The 18,642-nt window shown below is 71.9% G+C and carries 15 protein-coding genes; 10 read left to right on the top strand and 5 right to left on the bottom strand.

Translation table 11 applies throughout. The annotated features are described in order from the left end of the window. Window positions 1-27 precede the first annotated feature (27 nt). Window positions 28-1,143: a right-handed parallel beta-helix repeat-containing protein gene (locus ACE1OC_RS08545; RefSeq protein WP_407836495.1), complete on the bottom strand. Its 1,116-nt coding sequence runs from the start codon at window positions 1,141-1,143 to the stop codon at window positions 28-30. Between the two features lie 549 nt (window positions 1,144-1,692). Here ACE1OC_RS08545 and ACE1OC_RS08540 point away from each other — a divergent pair. From ACE1OC_RS08540 to ACE1OC_RS08520, 5 genes are all read left to right on the top strand, one after another. After that, a complete protein-coding gene (locus tag ACE1OC_RS08540; RefSeq protein WP_407836494.1) occupies window positions 1,693-3,036 on the top strand; it encodes an NAD(P)/FAD-dependent oxidoreductase in 1,344 nt (447 codons plus the stop codon). Window positions 3,037-3,240: 204 nt separating this feature from the next. Continuing rightward, window positions 3,241-4,548 carry a cation:proton antiporter gene (locus tag ACE1OC_RS08535; protein WP_407836493.1) on the top strand — a complete coding sequence of 436 codons (1,308 nt, stop codon included), beginning with the start codon at window positions 3,241-3,243 and terminating at the stop codon, window positions 4,546-4,548. Between the two features lie 80 nt (window positions 4,549-4,628). After that, window positions 4,629-5,141, top strand: coding sequence for an O-acetyl-ADP-ribose deacetylase (locus ACE1OC_RS08530; RefSeq protein ID WP_407836492.1), 513 nt, complete (start codon window positions 4,629-4,631; stop codon window positions 5,139-5,141). Between the two features lie 61 nt (window positions 5,142-5,202). Next, on the top strand, window positions 5,203-5,760 hold the full coding sequence (locus ACE1OC_RS08525; protein WP_407836491.1) for a TetR/AcrR family transcriptional regulator: 558 nt from the start codon (window positions 5,203-5,205) through the stop codon (window positions 5,758-5,760). A gap of 91 nt (window positions 5,761-5,851) precedes the next feature. Continuing rightward, a complete protein-coding gene (locus tag ACE1OC_RS08520; protein ID WP_407836490.1) occupies window positions 5,852-7,537 on the top strand; it encodes an alpha/beta fold hydrolase in 1,686 nt (561 codons plus the stop codon). Between the two features lie 67 nt (window positions 7,538-7,604). On the opposite strand, the gene ACE1OC_RS08515 is transcribed toward ACE1OC_RS08520, so the two are convergent. After that, complete coding sequence (locus tag ACE1OC_RS08515; RefSeq protein ID WP_407836489.1) at window positions 7,605-8,093, bottom strand: Lrp/AsnC family transcriptional regulator; 489 nt, start codon at window positions 8,091-8,093, stop codon at window positions 7,605-7,607. 146 nt (window positions 8,094-8,239) lie between these two features. On the opposite strand from ACE1OC_RS08515, the gene ACE1OC_RS08510 reads away from it, so the two are divergent. Then, the gene (locus ACE1OC_RS08510; protein ID WP_407836488.1) at window positions 8,240-9,217 is read left to right on the top strand and encodes a DMT family transporter; all 978 of its coding nucleotides are present in this window, start codon (window positions 8,240-8,242) and stop codon (window positions 9,215-9,217) included. Further along, window positions 9,210-10,430, top strand: coding sequence for an aromatic amino acid transaminase (locus tag ACE1OC_RS08505; protein ID WP_407836487.1), 1,221 nt, complete (start codon window positions 9,210-9,212; stop codon window positions 10,428-10,430). The genes ACE1OC_RS08510 and ACE1OC_RS08505 overlap by 8 nt, the downstream gene beginning before the upstream one ends. Before the next feature lie 239 nt (window positions 10,431-10,669). Here the strand turns inward: ACE1OC_RS08505 and ACE1OC_RS08500 are convergent, their stop codons facing one another. From ACE1OC_RS08500 to ACE1OC_RS08490, 3 genes are all read right to left on the bottom strand, one after another. Further along, complete coding sequence (locus ACE1OC_RS08500; protein WP_407836486.1) at window positions 10,670-11,614, bottom strand: MASE1 domain-containing protein; 945 nt, start codon at window positions 11,612-11,614, stop codon at window positions 10,670-10,672. 76 nt (window positions 11,615-11,690) lie between these two features. Beyond that, window positions 11,691-12,515, bottom strand: a complete 825-nt coding sequence (locus ACE1OC_RS08495) for a PP2C family protein-serine/threonine phosphatase (protein WP_407836485.1) — start codon at window positions 12,513-12,515, stop codon at window positions 11,691-11,693. A 140-nt stretch (window positions 12,516-12,655) separates the two neighbouring features. Further along, on the bottom strand, window positions 12,656-13,426 hold the full coding sequence (locus ACE1OC_RS08490) for a maleate cis-trans isomerase (RefSeq protein ID WP_407836484.1): 771 nt from the start codon (window positions 13,424-13,426) through the stop codon (window positions 12,656-12,658). A 180-nt stretch (window positions 13,427-13,606) separates the two neighbouring features. Between ACE1OC_RS08490 and recQ the strand changes: the two genes are divergently transcribed. The 3 genes from recQ to ACE1OC_RS08475 all read left to right on the top strand — a co-directional run bounded on the left by recQ (window position 13,607) and on the right by ACE1OC_RS08475 (window position 18,534). Then, a complete protein-coding gene (gene recQ, locus ACE1OC_RS08485; protein WP_407836483.1) occupies window positions 13,607-15,682 on the top strand; it encodes a DNA helicase RecQ in 2,076 nt (691 codons plus the stop codon). A 152-nt stretch (window positions 15,683-15,834) separates the two neighbouring features. Beyond that, window positions 15,835-17,886 (top strand): SpoIIE family protein phosphatase, encoded by a 2,052-nt coding sequence (locus ACE1OC_RS08480; RefSeq protein ID WP_407836482.1) that lies wholly within the window; start codon window positions 15,835-15,837, stop codon window positions 17,884-17,886. Between the two features lie 57 nt (window positions 17,887-17,943). Continuing rightward, window positions 17,944-18,534, top strand: a complete 591-nt coding sequence (locus ACE1OC_RS08475) for a GNAT family N-acetyltransferase (RefSeq protein ID WP_407836481.1) — start codon at window positions 17,944-17,946, stop codon at window positions 18,532-18,534. Window positions 18,535-18,642 lie beyond the last annotated feature (108 nt).

Genomic DNA, 18,642 nt, shown 5'->3' with positions numbered 1-18,642 from the left:
AGGCGAAGAGGGTCGGGCAGGAAGCCGCTACGGCTTCACGGTCGCCGTGGCGGTGAAGCCGCAGCACTCGAAGGTCTGTACCGGCGCGCCCGAGGTCTGCGTGATCTTCACGCCGTCGAGCACCGCGTCCGTGTCGACCGCCGACGCGATGACCGCGACACCGTGCACCCCGCCCGAGATCCGGTCCTTCCGGAGCGTGAACGAACCGTCCTGGAGGGCCATTCCGACGTACGAGTTCTTCCGGAGGTCGTTGCCGCCGATGGTGAGGCCCGTACCGGCGACGTAGATGCCCACCTGGTTGCCGACGATCCGGTTGTGTTCCACGACGGTGCCCGGCGCGTCGCCGACGATCCCCGCGTGCTGGAACTCGTTGAAGAAGTCGGTGCCGCAGCCCGGGTCGGGTTCCCGGCACTCGTTGCCGCTGATGGTGCTCTTGACGACGCGGCCGACCGCGCCCGCCACGAACTCGATGCCGTCGGTCGACAGGGTCGGGTGCCCGGTGACGGTGCTGCGCTCGATGGTGGCGGTGGACCCCTCGTTGAGGACGACCACCCCCGCGCCCTGGTAGCCCGTGATCTTGGTGTCGTGAATGGTCGCCGACCCGGTACCGGTCGGCAGGTCGCCGATGAGGAGGCCGTGCGCGCTGCGGAAGCAGGGCGCGGCCGGGGTGTCGGTGATGTGGGTGACGGCGGCGTGGCCGAGGTCGAGACTCGCGCCCCCGAGCACGCGGATGCCGGTGCCGAGCGCGCCGCTGTCGCACGTGCCGGAGCCCGGTCCGCTGACGGCGAGCTTGGACAGCGAGACCTTCGCGCCGTTGTGGATCTCGACGATCGAGTTGGCGCCGTCTTCGCCGGGGGTCAGCGTCTGCGGAGCCTGGATCGTCGTCTTCCCGTCGCCCGACCCGGTGATCGACAGGCTCTTGCCGATCACCACCTGCTCGCGGTAGACACCCGGCCGGACGGAGATCCGGTCACCGGGGGCGGCGGCGTCGACCGCTGCCTGGATCGTCGGATGGTCCCGGGGGACCACGAGGTCCGCCGACCCGCCGGCCGCCGCCGACGCAGGTACCAGTGGACAGACGGCGATGGCCGTGACGACGCAGAGCCCTAGCCGCGCGGCCGTCCTGATCAAGGGGATTGCCATGGGGTTTCGCTCCCGCGGGGGTGTGCGCACCGTGGATCCGGGGGGTCCCCGGGACCCGTCGGCCGGATGCCCAGGCCGCGCTGCCAACCTAGGGACGGCTGTGATCACAGCCCCCTCCCCGCCGTCCGACACGGTCCGGGTTCCCCCTGCCGGCCCATCGCCGGGACGATCGGGCGGGGCCGGGACGGCGAGCGCACCGAAGCCGTGGAGAGCGGTACGGCTCGATAACGGCGGCGTGAGCCCCGGATTCCTCCCCGCCGGATGAATCCCTCGAGTCGGTCCCTCTCTTTGTGCGCAGCGTGCAGGGAATCAAAGCGCCATCAATTCCCGATGGAAGTTCCGCCTGATGGAATGTGGACGGGTACTTCGGGGAGGCGTCACTACCACCTTCGATGAAGAAGCTTGCGCTGTCGACTGCTCCATGGATTGACTGTCGAGCGACGCCGCGTTTCGAGCCAAATCGAGGAGGAATATGAGGCGGATTTCCTCTTCCTGTTCGCTCGGCTCGCTCGGCCTCGTTCCGTCACACCGTTCGAAGAGGGGTTGGGAATGACCGTAGACTTTGATGTGATCATCGTGGGGGGCGGCCCGGGCGGCTCCACCACCGCTTCGTACCTCGCCAAGGCGGGTCTTTCGGTCGCGGTGTTCGAGAGCGAGATCTTCCCCCGGCCGCACGTCGGTGAGTCGCTGGTCCCGGCCACCACGCGCGTTCTGCTGGAGACCGGCGCGATGGCGGAGATCGAGGCGGCCGGATTCCCCAAGAAGTACGGCGCCTCGTGGACGACTCCGGACACGTACCGGAAGGTCCATGCGGCCCCCCTGGCGCTGGATTTCGACGGCCATGCCGAGGTCGCCTTCGGCGAACGTGCGCAGGAGGGGGTCGACCGGATCTTCACCTACCACGTCGACCGCGGGAAGTTCGACCTGATCCTGCTCAAGAACGCCGAGTCCCTGGGCGCGCAGGTGTTCCAGAACGTCCGCGTGCAGAAGGTCGATTTCGACGACCCGGACAAGGTGACCGTGACCGTCGGCATGGGCCCTCGCACGCTGGACTTCACTTCGCGCGTCGTGGTCGACGCATCGGGTCGCAGCACGTTCCTCGGCCGGCAGCAGAAGCTCAAGGTGGCGGACCCGCACTTCAACCAGTACGCCATCCACACCTGGTTCGAGGGCCTCGACCGGAAGGCGCTCGCCAAATCGCCCAAGGAAATCGACAACATCCACGTCCATTTCCTTCCGATCAGCGACACCTGGGTCTGGCAGATTCCGATCACGGACACCATCACGAGCATCGGGGTGGTGACGCAGAAGAAGAACTTCGGGAAGCTCAACGCGGATCGCGAGGAGTTCTTCTGGGAGTTCGTCGGCTCGCGGCCGGACCTCGCGGACGAGCTGAAGAAGTGTGGGCGGGTGCGGCCCTTCAAGGCGGAGGGCGACTACAGCTATTCGATGAACCAGGTCAGCGGAGACCGGTTCGTCATGGTCGGAGACGCCGCCCGGTTCGTCGATCCCATCTTCTCCAGCGGCGTCGGCATCGCCATGAACACGGCCCGGCTGGCGTGCGAGGACATCGTTGCGGCCTTCAAGGCCGACCGCTACGACGCCGCCCAGTTCGCCGAGTACGCGCGCCTCCAGAAGATCGGAACGCGGAACTGGTACGAGTTCATCTCGATCTACTACCGGCTGAACCTCCTCTTCGGCGTCTTCGTGCAGCACCCGAAGTTCCGCTTGGACGTACTGCAGCTCCTCCAGGGAGACATGTACGAGGAGCACCCCAGGGCCCTGACCGCCATGCGTGCGGTCATCAATGAGGTGGAGAGCGACCCGAAGCACGTCTGGCACCCCTTCCTGGGAACCATCCGGGCTTCGGAGCCGGGCGTCGCGACCGGCTGAGGCCGAACCGGCCGGGCGATGACCCCGGACTCCGCCGAAGCTCCGGTCGAACGGGGTGGGCTTTCCCAGTCACCCCGAACCACCGGAGCTTCGGCGTGTCGTACCCATGTCGAGTTTCGAGGAGTCTTCTTTCATGACGAGTTGCTCTGCCTCCGCCTCCGCCATGGCGAGGCGTGACGAGCCGAACGCGCCCGGAGGCCGGCGGTGACCGAGTCCCAGGCCGTCCACCTCTTCCTGGGTCTGGCCGTGATCCTGGGTCTGGCGCGGGCCATGGGGGCACTGGCGCGCAGATTCGGTCAGCCCGCGGTGATCGGCGAGATCCTCACCGGTGTGCTGCTGGGCCCCACCCTGTTCGGCAGCCAGCTCTCGGGCGCCGTCTTCCCCGCCGAGGTGCGGCCCCTGCTCAACGCGCTCGCCGGCGTGGGCGTCGCGCTCTTCATGTTTGTCGTCGGCAGTGAACTCGACCTCGGCATCCTGCGCGGCGGGGGTCGGGCCACCCTGTGGACTTCCCTCTTGTCGACCCTGCTGCCGCTGGTGCTCGGCGCCGCACTGGCGTTGACCCTGGTGTCCTCGCACCACGAGGGCTCGTCCGTCGGCTTCGTGCTGTTCTTCTCGGTGGCGATGTCCGTGACGGCGTTTCCCGTACTGGCGCGGATCATCGCCGACCGCAAACTGGCCAACACCCGGATCGGCGCGACCGCCTTGGCCTGCGCCGCCATCACCGACCTGCTCGCCTGGACGCTGCTCGCCGTGGTGGTGGCCATCGCCACGGGCGAGCGCTTCGACTGGTGGCTGACGCTGCTGGTGCCGTACGTGGCGCTGATGGTCACGGTCGTCCGCCCGCTGCTCCGCCGGGCGGCCCGCACGGTCTCGGAGGACGAGCAGGGCGGCCGGGCGGGAAACAGGAACTTCCTCGCCCTCGTACTCGGTGGGCTCCTGGTTTCGGCCGCCTTCACCGAATGGCTGGGGCTGCACTACATCTTCGGCGCGTTCCTCTTCGGTGCCGTACTGCCACGGGGAACGGACGGCACGCTCCGGGACGGAGTGCTGCAGCGGGTCGAACCGCTGTGCGGTCTGCTCCTGCTGCCCGTGTACTTCGTCCTGTCCGGCCTGAAGGTCGACCTCTCCCGCCTCAACGCATCGGACCTCGGCCAGCTGGCCGCCATCCTGGTCGTGGCCGTGACCGGGAAGTTCGTCGGCGCGTACGTCGGCGCACGCATCGGAGGGCTGGACGGCCGCCACGCGGCCGCGCTCGGCGCCCTGCTGAACACGCGCGGACTCACCGAACTGGTCGTTCTCGGCGTGGGTCTGGAGCTCGGCCTCCTGGACGCGAAGCTGTACTCGTTGATGGTGGTGATGGCGGTGACGACCACCGCGCTCACCGGTCCGCTGCTGAGCCGCATCCTTCCCGCCCCGACGGCAGGGGCCGCTTCCGCCGGCACCTCGACCCCACCGGAGCCGCGCACCGTCCCCGCGCGGAAGGCCGACGCCACCGAAACGGCATCGCGCTGATCCCACGGCGGACGCAATTCCCCTCGAAGCGGCCGTCGAGATGCCGATACCCTGCACCACCTGCGAAGGAAGGGAATCCGATGCCCCGCATCACGCTCGTTCTGGGTGACATCACGGCCGAGGAGGCCGACGCGGTGGTCAACGCCGCGAACTCCTCGCTCCTCGGCGGCGGCGGGGTCGACGGAGCCATCCACCGGCGCGGCGGCCCGGAGATCCTGGCCGCCTGCGAGGACCTGCGCCGCTCCCACTACGGCAAGGGCCTCGCGACGGGCCGGGCCGTCGCCACCACGGCCGGCCGGCTCCCGGCGGAGCACGTGATCCACACGGTCGGCCCGGTCTGGTCGCGCGACGAGGACCGCTCCGAGCTGCTGGCCTCCTGCTATCGGGAGTCGCTGCGGATCGCCGACGAGCTGGGAGCCCGTAGCGTCGCCTTCCCGGCGATCTCCACCGGCATCTACGGATGGCCGATGGACGACGGGGCGCGGATCGCGGTGGAGACCGTACGGTCCGTGCGGACCGAGGTGGAGGAAGTGCGGTTCGTGCTGTTCGACGAGCGTGCCTACGCGGCCTTCGCGGCGGCGGTGGATGCCTGATCGGCTCGGCCGGACCGCGAGAGCGATTGAAAGAATATGTAGATCGGTCTAGTCTGCGGTCATGGGACAGAAGGGTGCCGAGACGCGCGACCGGCTGCTGGACGCGACACAGGAGCTGATCGAGGCCGGGGGATACTTCGGCGCCGGGCTCAATCAAGTGATCGCGGCCAGCGGTGCGCCCCGCGGCTCGCTCTACTTCCACTTTCCCGGCGGCAAGGACCAGCTCGTCGGCGAGTCCGTCCGGCGGGCCGGCGGGATGATCGGTGACGCCCTGGGGGGACTGGCCGGCTCCAGTCCGTCCGTGGCGGAGTTCGTCGACGGGGTGCTGCGACACCTGGGCGACCGGCTGGAGGAGTCGGGTTGGCGCAAGGGATGTCCGGTGGCCACGGTGGCGCTGGAGATGGCCGCCACCAGCGACCCGCTGCACGAGGCGTGCTCGGAGGTCTATGCCTCGTGGCAGGAGGCCCTGCGCGCACGGCTGGCGGGCCGTCCGGACGCGGACGACCTCGCCGTCACGATCCTGGCCCTCGTGGAGGGGGCGCTCCTGCTGGCCCGGGCGCACCGCAGCAGGGGGCCGCTGGACAGCGTTTCGCGTCGGATCGGCGCCCTGCTGACCTGACACGGCCCGCCCGGCACGACAGGGCCCGCCGCGACCGGCGGGCTTCTTTTTGGCCTCAAAATATGTAGACCGATCTATTCAAGGGGTTCTCATGGACGCGATCGTCTTCGGCGCGACCGGATTCATCGGCCGCTCGCTCGTCGCCGAACTGCTCACCCGGGGGCAGCGGGTGGCGGCAGCCGTGCGCAACGACACCCTCACCCCCTGGCTGACCTCCCAGGGCGTCGACACCGGCGGGCTGGACGTCGTCGTCGCCGACATCACGCGACCGCTCTCGGGGCTGCCCGAGGTGCGCGACGTCTACAACGCCGCCGGCCGCTTCGCCTTCGGCCTCGGCGTGCGGGAGGCGCGGGCGACCAACGTCACCGGGGCGCTCAACGTGCTCGAATGGGCCGCCGAACTGCCCGGACTGCGGCGGCTGGTGCACATCAGCGGGTACCGGGTGAGCGCGTCCGAGGGCCGCCCCGACTACGCCGGGCTGGGCGCGTACGAGGCGTCGAAGTTCGAAGGCGATCTCGCCGTGCGCGCCCGGGCCCGCGCCCTGGGGGTCCCGCTGACCATCGCGAACCCCAGCACCGTGATCGGGCCGGGCCAGTACATCGGCCTGGCCGCCCTCGTCGAGGACCTGTGGAACGGCCGGCTTCCCGCCCTGCCCGGCGGCCCGGACACCTTCCTGCCGATCGCCACGATCGACTACTTCGTACGGTTCCTCGCGGAGGTCCCCGCGGCGCCCGCGGGCGAGCACTACTGGGTGCTCGACGACAGCACCCCGCTCCTGCCCGAGCTGATCGGCACGATCGCCGACCACACCGGCGTACGGGCACCTCGGCGGACCGTTCCCGCCGGTCTGCTGCGGCGCCTGCCGCGCAAGCTGACCGGCGCCGATCCCGAGACGCTGGCGTTCCTGTCCGCCGACCGGTACCCGACGGCCTCGGCCCGCGCCTTCGCGGCGGGCGCCGGCCTGGAGATGCCCCCGGCCGCCGAGGCCCTGCGCGGGTGGGCCGACGAGCTGGTGGCCGCCCGGTTCGGCGCCGCATCGCCCTGGCTGAAGCCGTACGGCTTCTCCGAGGTGGCGGGCGGCCGTACCTGGGTGAGCGGAGAGCGGCACCGCCCCGACCACGTCCTGCTGCACGGACTGCCGATGAACGCGGACCTCTGGGCGCCCCTCGCCGCCTTCCTCCCCGGCCCGGTCCTGGCCCCCGACCTGCCGGGCCTGGGCCGCTCGGCCGCCACGGACCGGCCGGTGGACGTATGGCTGGCCGATCTGCTGGGCCCGGTGCGGAGCCGCCCCACGCTGGTCGCGCACTCCCTGGCCTGCGGACCCGCGCTGCAATTCGCCGTCGACCACCCGGACCGCATCAGCGGCCTCGTCCTCGTTTCCCCGGCGTTCCTGCAGGCACCCGCCTCCCGGCTCGCCCGTTCGGGCCTGGCCGCGCCGATGATGCGCCGCATCTCCGCCGCGCGGCTGGCCCGGACGCTCGGTGTCCCCGAGGGGGCGGAGGTGGAGAGTGCCGCGGCGGACCTGCGCCGCCGCGGCGTGGCGCGCCGCGTGGTCGCGGCCCTGCGTACCGACCTCGCCGGACGTCGGCGGTCGCGGGCGCTGCTGGACCGGGTGACCGTCCCGGTCCGGATCGTCGTGGGATCGGCCGATCCGCTGGTCGAGGCCGTCGGCCACCCGGTGGTGGAGATCGAGGGGGCCGGGCACTATCCCCAGCTCACCCATCCCGCGCAGGTCGCCCGCCACCTCGCGGCCGCCTCCGCTCCGATCGGCGGATGACGGGCCGGGCGCCGTCGGCGGCAGGGAGGCTGGAGCCGGCGGCCGGGAGCCGGCCGCCGCGATCGGCTCAGGAGGACGGTGGCCGCCTCGATGCCCCCGGATGGGGCCGCGGGTACGTCCTGGACTGTTTGACGCTGCCGTACGCGAAGCTCGACTCGATCGAGGCGATGCCGGGGATGGCGTGGATCCGGTGGCGGACCAGGGCTTCGTAGGCTTCGAGGTCCTCGATGACGACCCGGAGCAGGTAGTCGCTGCTCCCCGCCATCAGGTAGCAGTCCTGGATGTGCTCGATGACCGCGACGTGCTCTTCGAACAGCCTCACCGCTTCCGCCGTGTGGCGTTCGAGGCGGATCCGGACGAACACGGTGACCGGGAGCCCGAAGGCGACCTGGTCGACCATGGCGGTGTAGCCGCGGATGAGGCCCGCTTCCTCCAGGCGCCGAACCCGGCGCAGACAGGGCGACGGGGAGAGCCGGACGCGGTCCGCCAGATCCTGGTTGGACAGGCGCCCGTCGGCCTGCAATTCCCTGATGATCTGCAGATCGACTGCGTCCACGGCCCCTCCTCGGCGGATCCTTGGCAGATCCTGCCCCAAACGTATGCCTGAGGGGCAGAACTGGCAATCGACTGCCCCGCGCAAAGCCCTAGCGTTGCCCTGGAACGGGCCGGACCGGTCCGCTCTCAGAGGCTGGAGCAATTTCCTTGGTCGCGACGAACACCACCCCGGCGACCGCGCCTCCCGACGCGGCGGGCCCGAAGGCCGGACACCCCGGCCGGTTCGGGCTCTCCCCGCAGGCCCAGGGCATGCTGGCCCTCCTGCTGACCGTGGCGATCTGGGCGGCCTTCGCCCTGAGCGCCCGCGCCCTGAGCGCCTCCTCCCTCCTGCCGGCCGACGCGGCCCTGCTGCGGTTCGGCGTCCCCCTCCTCGTCCTGCTCCCGGCCTTGTGGCGGCGCCGCCACCGCATCGCCGCGGTGCGGCCGGGCGTAGCGCTCAAGATCATTTGTGGTGCGGGGGTGCCCTTCTTCCTGGCGGCGATGCACGGCGGCGCGCTGACGTCCGCCGCCTTCGTCGGCTCGATCGTCCCCGGGATGGTCCCGCTGTTCGTCTCCGCGATCATGGTCCGCCGCGGCCACGGAATGCCCCGAGGGACGCAGTCCGTCGGACTCGCGCTGATCGCGGCCGGTGTGGTCGCCCTGGTCTGGCGCTACGTCGTACCGGTGGACACCGACGTGCTCGCCGGCTCCGGCATCCTCCTGGTCGCCAGCGGGCTGTGGGCCCTGTACACGGTGGGCCTGCGCGAGGTGGACCTCGACCCCGTCGGATCGATCGGGCTGCTGTGCCTGCCCTCCTTCGCGGTGATCGGAGTCCTGGTCCTGACCGGGGTGCTCCCGACGGGCATCGCGCACGCCGCGGGCAGCGACATCGCGCTGTTCCTGGTGGTGCAAGGGCTCGGAGTCGGGCTGTGCGCGGGCCTGCTGTACGCCTTCGCCATCCGCAGGCTGGGCGCCGAGCGCAGCTCCGTCGTCGGCAGCCTCAGCCCCGTCGCCGTCGTCCTGCTCGCCGTCCCGCTGCTCGGCGAGTCGCCGACCGCCGCCGTGCTCATCGGCGTCCCCCTCATCACCGCCGGCGTAGTCCTCGCCAACCGCCGCCCACGACCCAAGGTGCCCGCAGATGCTTGAGCTCCTCCCGCCGCCGCCCACCGACCCGCTGTGGGACCTGACCTACGAGTTCGGCACCGACGACCGGCCCGAACGCCTGAACCTCGTCCTCGGGGTCTACCGGGACCAGACGGGAACCACGCCCGTCATGGCCGCCGTGCGCGAGGCCGAGATACGCCTGGCGGAGCGCTCGGAGTCCAAGGAGTACCGCGGGCTCTCCGGCAACGCCGCCTTCAACCGCTCCCTTCTGGACCTGGTCCTGGGCCCCGGTCCGGGCGGACCGGCCGACCGGGCCGCGGCCGTCCAGACCGTCGCGGGCTCCGGCGCACTGCGGCTGCTGGCCGATCTGATCTGGCGCACCCGCCCGGGCACCACGGTGTGGGTCAGCGATCCGGCGTACGTCAACCACCGGCCCATCCTGGAGGCCGCCGGGCTGAAGGTCCGTCCGTACGGCTGGCGCGACGCCGAGGGCGGCTTCGACACGGCAGGCGTGCTGCGGGAACTGCGCGAGGCCCGCCGGGACGACGTCGTCCTGCTCCAGGGGTGCTGCCACAACCCCACGGGCGTGGACCCCCTCCTCGACGACTGGGAAGCGCTGGCCGAGTCGGCCGTCCGCGGCGGCTGGGTGCCCTTCGTCGACCTCGCCTATCACGGGCTCGGCGACGGCCTGGACGCCGACCTGCTGGCCACCCGGATGCTGGCGGAGCGCGTGCCGGAAATGCTGATCGCGGTCAGCTGCTCCAAGAACTTCGGCCTCTACAGCGACCGCGTCGGCTGCGCCATCGTTCTCGGTGCCTCGGCCCGGTCCGTGCGGCACGCCGAGACGGCCCTGCAGAACGCGGCCCGGACCCTCTACTCGATGCCGCCCGAGCACGGCGCGGCCGTCGTGACCACGATCCTGGAGGACGAGGGGCTACGGGCCGCCTGGCGGGCGGAACTCGACGTCATGCGGGGCCGGATCATGGCCAACCGGGCCGATCTGGTCGCCCACTTGAGTGCGCTGGGCCGTACGGAACAGGCGCGGTCGCTGGCGCGGCAGAAGGGGATGTTCTCCATGCTGCCGCTCACGCCGCAGCAGATGCTCCGGCTTCGCCGGCAGTACGCCGTCTACGGCACCACCTCGGGGCGGATCAACATCGCGGGAATCCCGGCGAACCGCATTCCCCGCCTCGCGCAGGGGATCGCTGCGGTGCTCGACACGGCCGACGCGCCGCGGGTGATCCTGCCGGCCTAGGGTCCGCGGACAAGGCGGACAAGACAGTCCCCGGCAGTTCGTCGATTCCACGAGCCATCCGCCGTCGCCGATGGCTCCCATGGTCGACATCTGCTGCCGGGGGCCTGGCCAGAGCCTGGAAAAGGGTCACGCGTGCTTCTGGACGTCTCCAGAAGGAGGTGCGGCTCTATCCGGTATTCCGGTGTATTGATGAGTTTCCTCCCTATTTCGCCTTAGTCAAGGGTTTGTTCCGCCTTCTGTCATTCCTTCGGCGGGGCCAGGCGGGCCACCACCTCGGCCAGGTCCTCGCAGACCTCCTCGATCTTCAGGCGGATGTTGTCCTGCTCGGTGACGAGGGCGGCCAGCAGCAGCGCGGTCAGGGCGGCCGCCCCGTTGAGCGCCTGGAGGTTGACCATGATCTCCAGGAGGGTGTGGCCGGCGAAGGGCCCGGCACGGTCGGTCGCCGCTGTGATCGCCAGGACGGACACGAGCAGGGCACACGGTGCGGCGCCGGGGAGCCGGAAGCGCACCGCGGCCCAGATGAGCAGCGGGAAGACGAGGAAGAGCAGGGACAGTGAGCTGCGGGTGGCCGCGAGGGTGACGCCGCTGACCGTGACCGCCAGGGCCGCCGCCTCGGCCACCCGGTACGGGTCCCGGGGCAGCCTGGCCCGGCGCAGGACCAGCAGCAGCGGGGTCAGCAGGAGGACGCCCATCGTGTCGCCGGCCCACCAGGCCGACCACACCGGCCAGAAGCTCTGGATCGGCAGGTCGCCGGTGAACACCAGGGTCCAGGTCCCGGTGGTGGCGCTGATCAGCATCGGCAGCAGGCCGCCGAGGAAGACCAGCGCCAGCCCGTCCCGCAGCCGGTCCAGTTCGGGGCGGAAGCCCACCCGGCGCAGCAGCGCGTAGGCGCAGAGCGGACCCAGGGTGTTGCCCGCGATGATTCCGAGGTCGACGAGGTCGAACTCGCTGATCCGCTCGATGGCGAGGTAGGTCCCGAGCGCGAGGCCCGGCCAGATCCGGGGCCCGAACCACAGCAGACTTGCGAGGGCGATGCCGGTGGGCAGCCACAGGGGTGTCACGACCGCCCCCTCGACGCTCACGTGCAGCAGCAGGCCGAGCCGGCCGGTCGCGTAGTAGGCGACGGCGACCCCGAGGATCCGAAGGAGGGTTCCGGCCGGACGTCGCCATTCCACGGTGCGCACCCCTGCATCAGACAACGGCCCGGGCGCCTTGGCAGGGCGTGACACGCGCGGACGGGTGGCCGGTCGCCGGGGAGGGTCAGCGCGGCCCGGCCGCGTCGTGGCTGAGGACGAGCACCGCGGCGTCGTCGGCGTGGCCGGTGAAATCGGTCACCTTCATCACCTCGGCGGCCAGCTCGTCGGGATCGCTCCCCGCAGCCTCCCGGACGATCCGGGCCACGCGCTCCAGCCCCGCCTCGATCGGGAACGACGGCCCTTCGACCACCCCGTCGGTGACCAGGACGATGGAGCCCGCCTCCGTCAGCCTCCTGCGGGTCACCGGGTACCGGGCCCCGGGGACCGTGCCCAGCGGCGGACCACCGGAGTCCTCGGCGATCCCGTACCGGCCGTCGACGGTGGCCCAGACGGTGGGGACGTGGCCGGCCCGGGCCGTCTGGAGCTCCCACGTCCGCGGATCGAAGCGGAGCAGACTGCAGGTCGCGAACAGCTCGCTGTCCATCGAGAGCAGCACGTCATTGGCCTGGCTCAGCACCTCGCCGGGATCGAGGACGACGGAGGCCACGGCGCGCAGACACACCCTGACCTGCCCCATGAAGGCGGTGGCCGCCACATCGTGCCCCTGTACGTCGCCGATGGAGAAGGCGAGGGCCCCGCCCGCCACCCGGAAGCCGTCGTACCAGTCGCCGCCGATGTCCAGGCCGCGCCGGGCGGGCGCGTACCGGGCCGCGGTCCTCAGCCCCGGCGCCACGGGCAGCGAGGCGGGCAGCAACTCGCGCTGCAGGGCCTCGGCCAGCTCCACCCGGGCCCGCTGCAGCTCGGCGCCCTCCCGCGCCTGGGCGGTGAGCCGGCCCAGCATGCTCAGCAGATCCGCGCTGGCGGGCCGGGGAGGCCGGCGCGGGGTCACGGACCGCTCCGGGTTTCGTCCACGTCCATGTGCCTCTGCTTCCGCTGCGCGAAAGACCCGGGCTCATCATATTTCGGCTCGGCGCTCGGCGCGCAGGCGGCCGGGGCGGGGCCTGAGCCTCAGGGGCGGGTCCCGAGCCCTCAGGGCGCCGAGAACAGCCGGCCGTAGGCCGTGACGGGGGTGGTCGGGGTGGCCGCCGCGCGCAGGGCCGCCCAGAGGAGCGTCTGGTTCGCGGTCAGGACCGGGCGGCCCAAGGTGGCCTCCAGGGCCGCGATCGCCCCGACCGCGCGGAAGCCGTTGCCGCCGATCACGACCGCGTCCGCGGTGTCGGGGACGTGCGAGGCCACCCAGTCGTGCAGCGCCCGCGGCCCGATGAGGGTCTGCCCGCTGGGGAGGCCGCAGGGGGCGGCGTACGGGACCTCGAACCCGGCGTCCTCGTAGTAGCCCCGGCCCAGGTCGCTCAGCGTCTCGTCGAACCACGGCGGGTCCACGAGGGCGATCCGGCCGGCGTCCAGCGCCCGCAGCGCCTCGGCGGTGGCGGCGCAGGTTGCCACCACCGGAAGCCCGTGGGTGCGCTCGTGCAGCCGGTCCAGCATGTACCCCTCCCCGCGCGGCCCGATGACGTAGGCGGAGCTGGTGAAGGCGTAGGCGATCACCGACACCGGGGCGGCCGCCAGCAGCTCGGCGGCATCGTCCACGTGCGGGGGCTCGGCGAAGGCCCGTACGGGGGCGAGCGGAATGGTGGGGTCCATCGTGCCGCCGCGCCCCATCGCGCGGAACGGCACCCGCGCGGCGTGCACGCCCACGTCGGCCGGAGCCATGGCGCGCAACTCCGACTCGGGGCCGACATCGGCGTGCGGGGTGAGGACGCCGAGGCGGACGCGCACGTCCCACCCGTCGGGCTGCCACATCGCGTGTTCCTCTCGGAGGCCGGGAGATACGGGAGATCCTCCACTCTGTCACCGGTCGGGCCGCCGAGGCGCCCGGCCGCGCCGCGCCGCGGCGTGCGGGGCGTCCGGCGTCCTCCCGGGATATCCACAGGGCCGACGGATCCGGGCGGATGTGTCCGAGGAGGTCGCTAGGCTTCTGGGATGACCACTTCCGAGGCAGCCGTCGAGATCCCCGACGCCCAGCAGGTGCTCCACCGCGTCTTCGGGTACGACTCGTTCCGCGGTGAGCAGCAGCAGATCATCGAGCACGTGGCCGGTGGCGGCGACGCGCTGGTGCTGATGCCCACGGGCGGCGGCAAATCGCTCTGCTACCAGATCCCGGCCCTGGTCAGAGCGGGCACCGGAGTGGTGATCTCCCCGTTGATCGCCCTGATGCAGGACCAGGTGGACGCCCTCAACGCGCTCGGAGTGCGGGCCGGGTTCCTCAATTCGACGCAGCTGTCCGACGACCGGCGCGCGGTCGAGCAGGCCTTCCTCGACGGCGAGCTCGACCTGCTCTACCTGGCACCCGAGCGGCTGCGCACCGAAGGGACGCAGCGGCTGCTCGACCGGGGCACGGTCTCGCTCTTCGCCATCGACGAAGCGCACTGCGTCGCCCAGTGGGGCCACGACTTCCGGCCCGACTACCTCGCGCTGTCCATGCTGCACGAGCGCTGGCCGAAGGTGCCCCGGATCGCGCTGACCGCGACGGCCACCGAGGCCACGCACGCCGAGATCGCGGCGCGCCTCGGCCTGGAGGAGGCCCGCCACTTCGTGGCCGGCTTCGACCGGCCGAACATCCAGTACCGGATCGTGGCGAAGAACAACCCGCTCAAGCAGCTGCTGGAGCTGATCCGCACCGAGCACCCCGGGGACGCCGGGGTCGTCTACTGCCTCTCGCGGGCCTCGGTGGAGAAGACGGCCGCCGCCCTGGTCGAGCAGGGCATCGACGCCGTGCCCTACCACGCGGGCATGGACTCCCGGACGCGCGCGGCCAACCAGTCGAAGTTCCTGCGCGAGGACGGGGTCGTGGTGGTGGCCACGATCGCGTTCGGCATGGGCATCGACAAGCCGGACGTGCGCTTCGTGGCCCACCTGGACCTGCCCAAATCGGTCGAGGGCTATTACCAGGAGACCGGCCGTGCCGGCCGCGACGGGGAACCGGCCACGGCCTGGCTGGCGTACGGGCTCCAGGACGTGGTGCAGCAGCGCAAGATGATCGAGGGCTCCGAGGGCGACGAGGCGCACCGCCGCGCGCTGGCCGGACACCTGGAAGCGATGCTCGCGCTGTGCGAGACGGTCGGCTGCCGGCGGGTGCGGCTGCTGGCGTACTTCGGGCAGACCGGCGCGCCGGACTGCGGGAACTGCGACACCTGCCTGACGCCCGCCGAGTCCTGGGACGGGACGGTCCCGGCGCAGAAACTGCTGTCCACGGTGTGGCGGCTGGCCAAGGAGCGGCGCCAGAAGTTCGGCGCCGGCCAGATCATCGACATCCTGCAGGGCAAGAAGACCGCCAAGGTCATCCAGTTCGACCACGACGGGCTCTCGGTGTTCGGCATCGGGGCGGACCTGGGCACCACCGAATGGCGCGGGGTCGTGCGGCAGCTGCTGGCGCTCGGACTGCTGGCCGTCGAAGGCGACTACGGCACGCTGGTGCTGACCGAGGCCAGCGGCGAGGTGCTGGGCGGGCGCCGGAGCGTTCCGATGCGCAAGGAGACGGCGCCGCCGGCCGGTTCCTCCCGCAGGGAGTCCGGCGGATCGCGCTCCGGGAAGGGCGGCCGCGTTCCGGTCGACCTGCCGGCGGCCGCCGTACCGGCGTTCGAGTCCCTCCGTGCGTGGCGTGCCGAGACCGCGAAGGAGCAGGGCGTGCCGGCGTACGTCGTCTTCCACGACGCGACGCTGCGGGAGATCGCGACCCAGCTGCCCGGGACGGTCGCGGAACTGGGCACGATCAGCGGTGTCGGCGAGGCGAAGCTCGCCAAGTACGCCGAGGGCATCCTGCGGACCCTGGGCGGCGCGCAGCCCGAGCCGGGCGCGGGGGACCCGGAGGCGGCGACCGCAGTCGCCCCGGCGACCGCCCCGCCGACCGCCCGAGCGGCGGCAGCTCCGGCCGCCCGGGCCGTGGCGGCCGCCTCCGTCGCTGTGCCCGCGCAGTCCCCGCCAGCCCCCCGGGCGGAGGAGTCGCTCTTCGGCCCGGAGGACGAGGACATCGACCCGCCCTGGGACGACTGGGAGTAGCAGCCCGGCCGCGGGGCGGCCCGGTCCGTGATCCTGCCCCGGCTCCGCCCGAAGCCGCAGTCCGTGCCGTCCGGCCCGACACTGCGCCGGGCGGCGAAGGCTCGGATAGGGTGAATCGGTAGGAACAGGCCCCCTGGGGTGAGGTCGGTGCATTGGACACGTACCAGGAGACGAGCGAGGTACCGGACCAGCCGGTGGCTGCTGTCGGGTACGCGGGCGTACTGAGCGAGCTGCTGCCGATCGCCCTGTGGCGGGAAGACGCCGACGGGCTCGTCGTCGAATGGTCGCTGGCCGCCCAGGACCTGCTGGGCCACCGGCCCGAGGACATCCTCGGCCGACCGGGCTCCGACGTGCTCGTCCCCGACGCCAACCACGAGCTCGCCGACCAGCTGACCCGCCGGGTCCAGGCCGGGGAGACGGTCGTCGGCACCCTGCCCGTGCGCCACCGCGACGGGCACCAGGTCCCGATGGAGATGTGGATCCTGCCCTCCCCCGATCCGCAGGGGCGCACCGGTTCCATGCTGATCGCCGTGGAGACCTCCGAGGTCCTGCGGATGCGCGATTCGCTCGCCGCGCTGGAGAGCCTGTTCACCCAGTCGCCGATCGGCCTCGGCACCCTCGGCCCGGACCTGCGCTTCCTGCGCGTCAACGACGCCCTCGCCCGGATGAACGGGGTGTCCGCCGCCGAGCACGTCGGCAAACGGCTCACCGAGGTCGTGCCCGGGGTCAATGCCGCCGCACTCGAACGGCTCATGCGCAAGGTGCTGGAGTGCGGCTCCGCCGTCGTGGACGTCCGGCGCACCGGCCGCACCCCCGCCGACCCCGACCACGACCGGACCTGGTCCTGCTCCTACGCCCCGCTGCTGGACGGGTCCGGGCGGCCGCTCGGCCTGATCGCCTCCCTCATCGACATCACCGACGGACAGCGCGCCCAGGCGGAGGCGGAGCGGGCGCGCAGCCGGTTCGCCCTGCTCTCCGAGGCCGGTACCCGCATCGGCACCACGCTGGACCTCGGGCAGACGGCCCAGGAGATCGTGGAGGTGCTGGTACCGCAGCTCGCGGACTCGGCCGACGTACAGCTCCTGGAAGCCGTACTGGACCCGGACGAGGCCGGCGCGTCCACCCGGGGCCTGCTGCGCCGCCTCGCCGCGCTCTTCCCGGACCCGGCCGCCCCGACCGCCAAACTGGTCGCCGGGCAGACCTTCCAGATCCCGGCGCACACCGCCTACGAGCAGGTCATCACCGACGGCCAGCCCATGAACCTCTTCACGGCCGACATCCCGGCCCTGATCAAGGATCCGCGCGCGGCCGCGCTGCGCGCCTACCTGGCCACCCTGGGCTGCGCCCGGATGGTCCCGCTGGTGGCCCGCGGCCGGGTGCTCGGCGTGGTGGTGGTGACCCGGGTGCGCGGGCGCGACCCCTTCGACCACGAGGACTGCGTGCTCATCGACGAGGTGGTGGCCCGGGCGGCGCTGAACATCGACAACGCCCGGATGTACACCACCCAGCGCGCGGCGGCCCTGACGCTCCAGCGCAGCCTCACCAACAACGCGCTGCCCGAGGTCGCCGGCCTGCAGCTGACCGGCCGCTACCTGCCGGCCAGCGACCACGACGTCGGCGGGGACTGGTACGACGTGATCGAACTGCCGGACGGCCGGACCGGCCTGGTGATCGGCGACGTGATGGGCCACGGCATCCACGCGGCCGCGGTCATGGGCCAGCTGCGCACCGCGGTACGGACCCTGGCGCGGCATCAGGTGACCCCGGAGCAGATGCTCCGGTCGCTGGACGCCGTGGTGGCCGACCTCGGCGAGGACGAGATGGCCACGTGCGTCTACGCCGTCCACGACCCGGTGACGGGCGCGTGCGTCATCGCCCGCGCCGGCCACCTGCCGCCGGCCGTGGTCACGGCCGCCGGGGCCGTGACCTTCCTGGAGGGCCCGCCGGGAACCCCGCTCGGCACGGGCGGACGGGAGTTCCGCACGGAGGAGGTCCGGCTCGAGCCGGGCAGCCTGCTCGTGCTCTACACGGACGGCCTCATCGAGTCCCGGGACCGGGACCTGGACGAGGGCATGGCGGGGCTGGCGGACGCCCTGAGGGGCGGGGGAGAGCCCCTGGAGACCCTGTGCGACACGATCCTGGCGCACCTCCTCCCGGAGGCCCCGCAGGACGACGTGGCGGTGCTCCTGGCCCGGACAAGGTAACTGTACTAGTGCAATAATTGTTTGTATCTAGCGCAATGAGCGGCTACGGTTTCTCCCATGCCTGCCAAGTCGCCGTCCCCCATCACGCTCACCGGCCGCCACGTCCGCCTGGAGCCGCTGACCAGGAGCCACCTCCCCGACCTCTACGCGGCCGGAGGCGGTGACGAGGAAGTCTGGCGCTGGGTCGGCGGCGCGCCGCGGACCGAGCAGGAGCTGGGCGCCACCCTCGACGCACTGCTGGAGGACGCGGAACGCGGCGAGTACGTTCCCTTCGCCGTGATCCACCTGGAAAGCGGCCGGGCCGCCGGCTGGACCACGTACATGGACATCAGCGCGGCCGACGAACGCCTGGAGATCGGCTGGACCTGGTACGGGCGCGCGTACTGGCGCAGCGCCGTCAACACCGAGTCCAAGCTGCTCCTGCTCACCCACGCCTTCGAGGACCTCGGCATGGGCCGGGTCCAGCTCAAGACGGACCACCTCAACACCCGCTCCCAGGCCGCCATCGCCCGCCTCGGAGCGCAGCGCGAAGGCGTCCTGCGCCGCCACCGCCGGCGCCCGGACGGCACCTGGCGCGACAGCGTGTACTTCTCCCTGCTGGCCGACGAATGGCCGGAGGCGAAGGCCCGGCTGGCCGCCCGGCTCTAGGGCCTGTCGTCAAAATCCCGTCGTCGCCCGAAGGGCGGCCGCGCGGCGTCTGGTGCGTGCTCTCGGCGTGCCGGGCGGAAGCCCGCGTACTGGACGTACTTGGCTTCC

The organism is Streptomyces stoeckheimensis (genome assembly GCF_045822005.1).
Lineage (GTDB): Bacteria > Actinomycetota > Actinomycetes > Streptomycetales > Streptomycetaceae > Streptomyces > Streptomyces stoeckheimensis.
The sequence above is the reverse complement of the archived record's forward strand: the minus strand, read 5'-3'. Positions and strand labels throughout refer to the sequence as shown.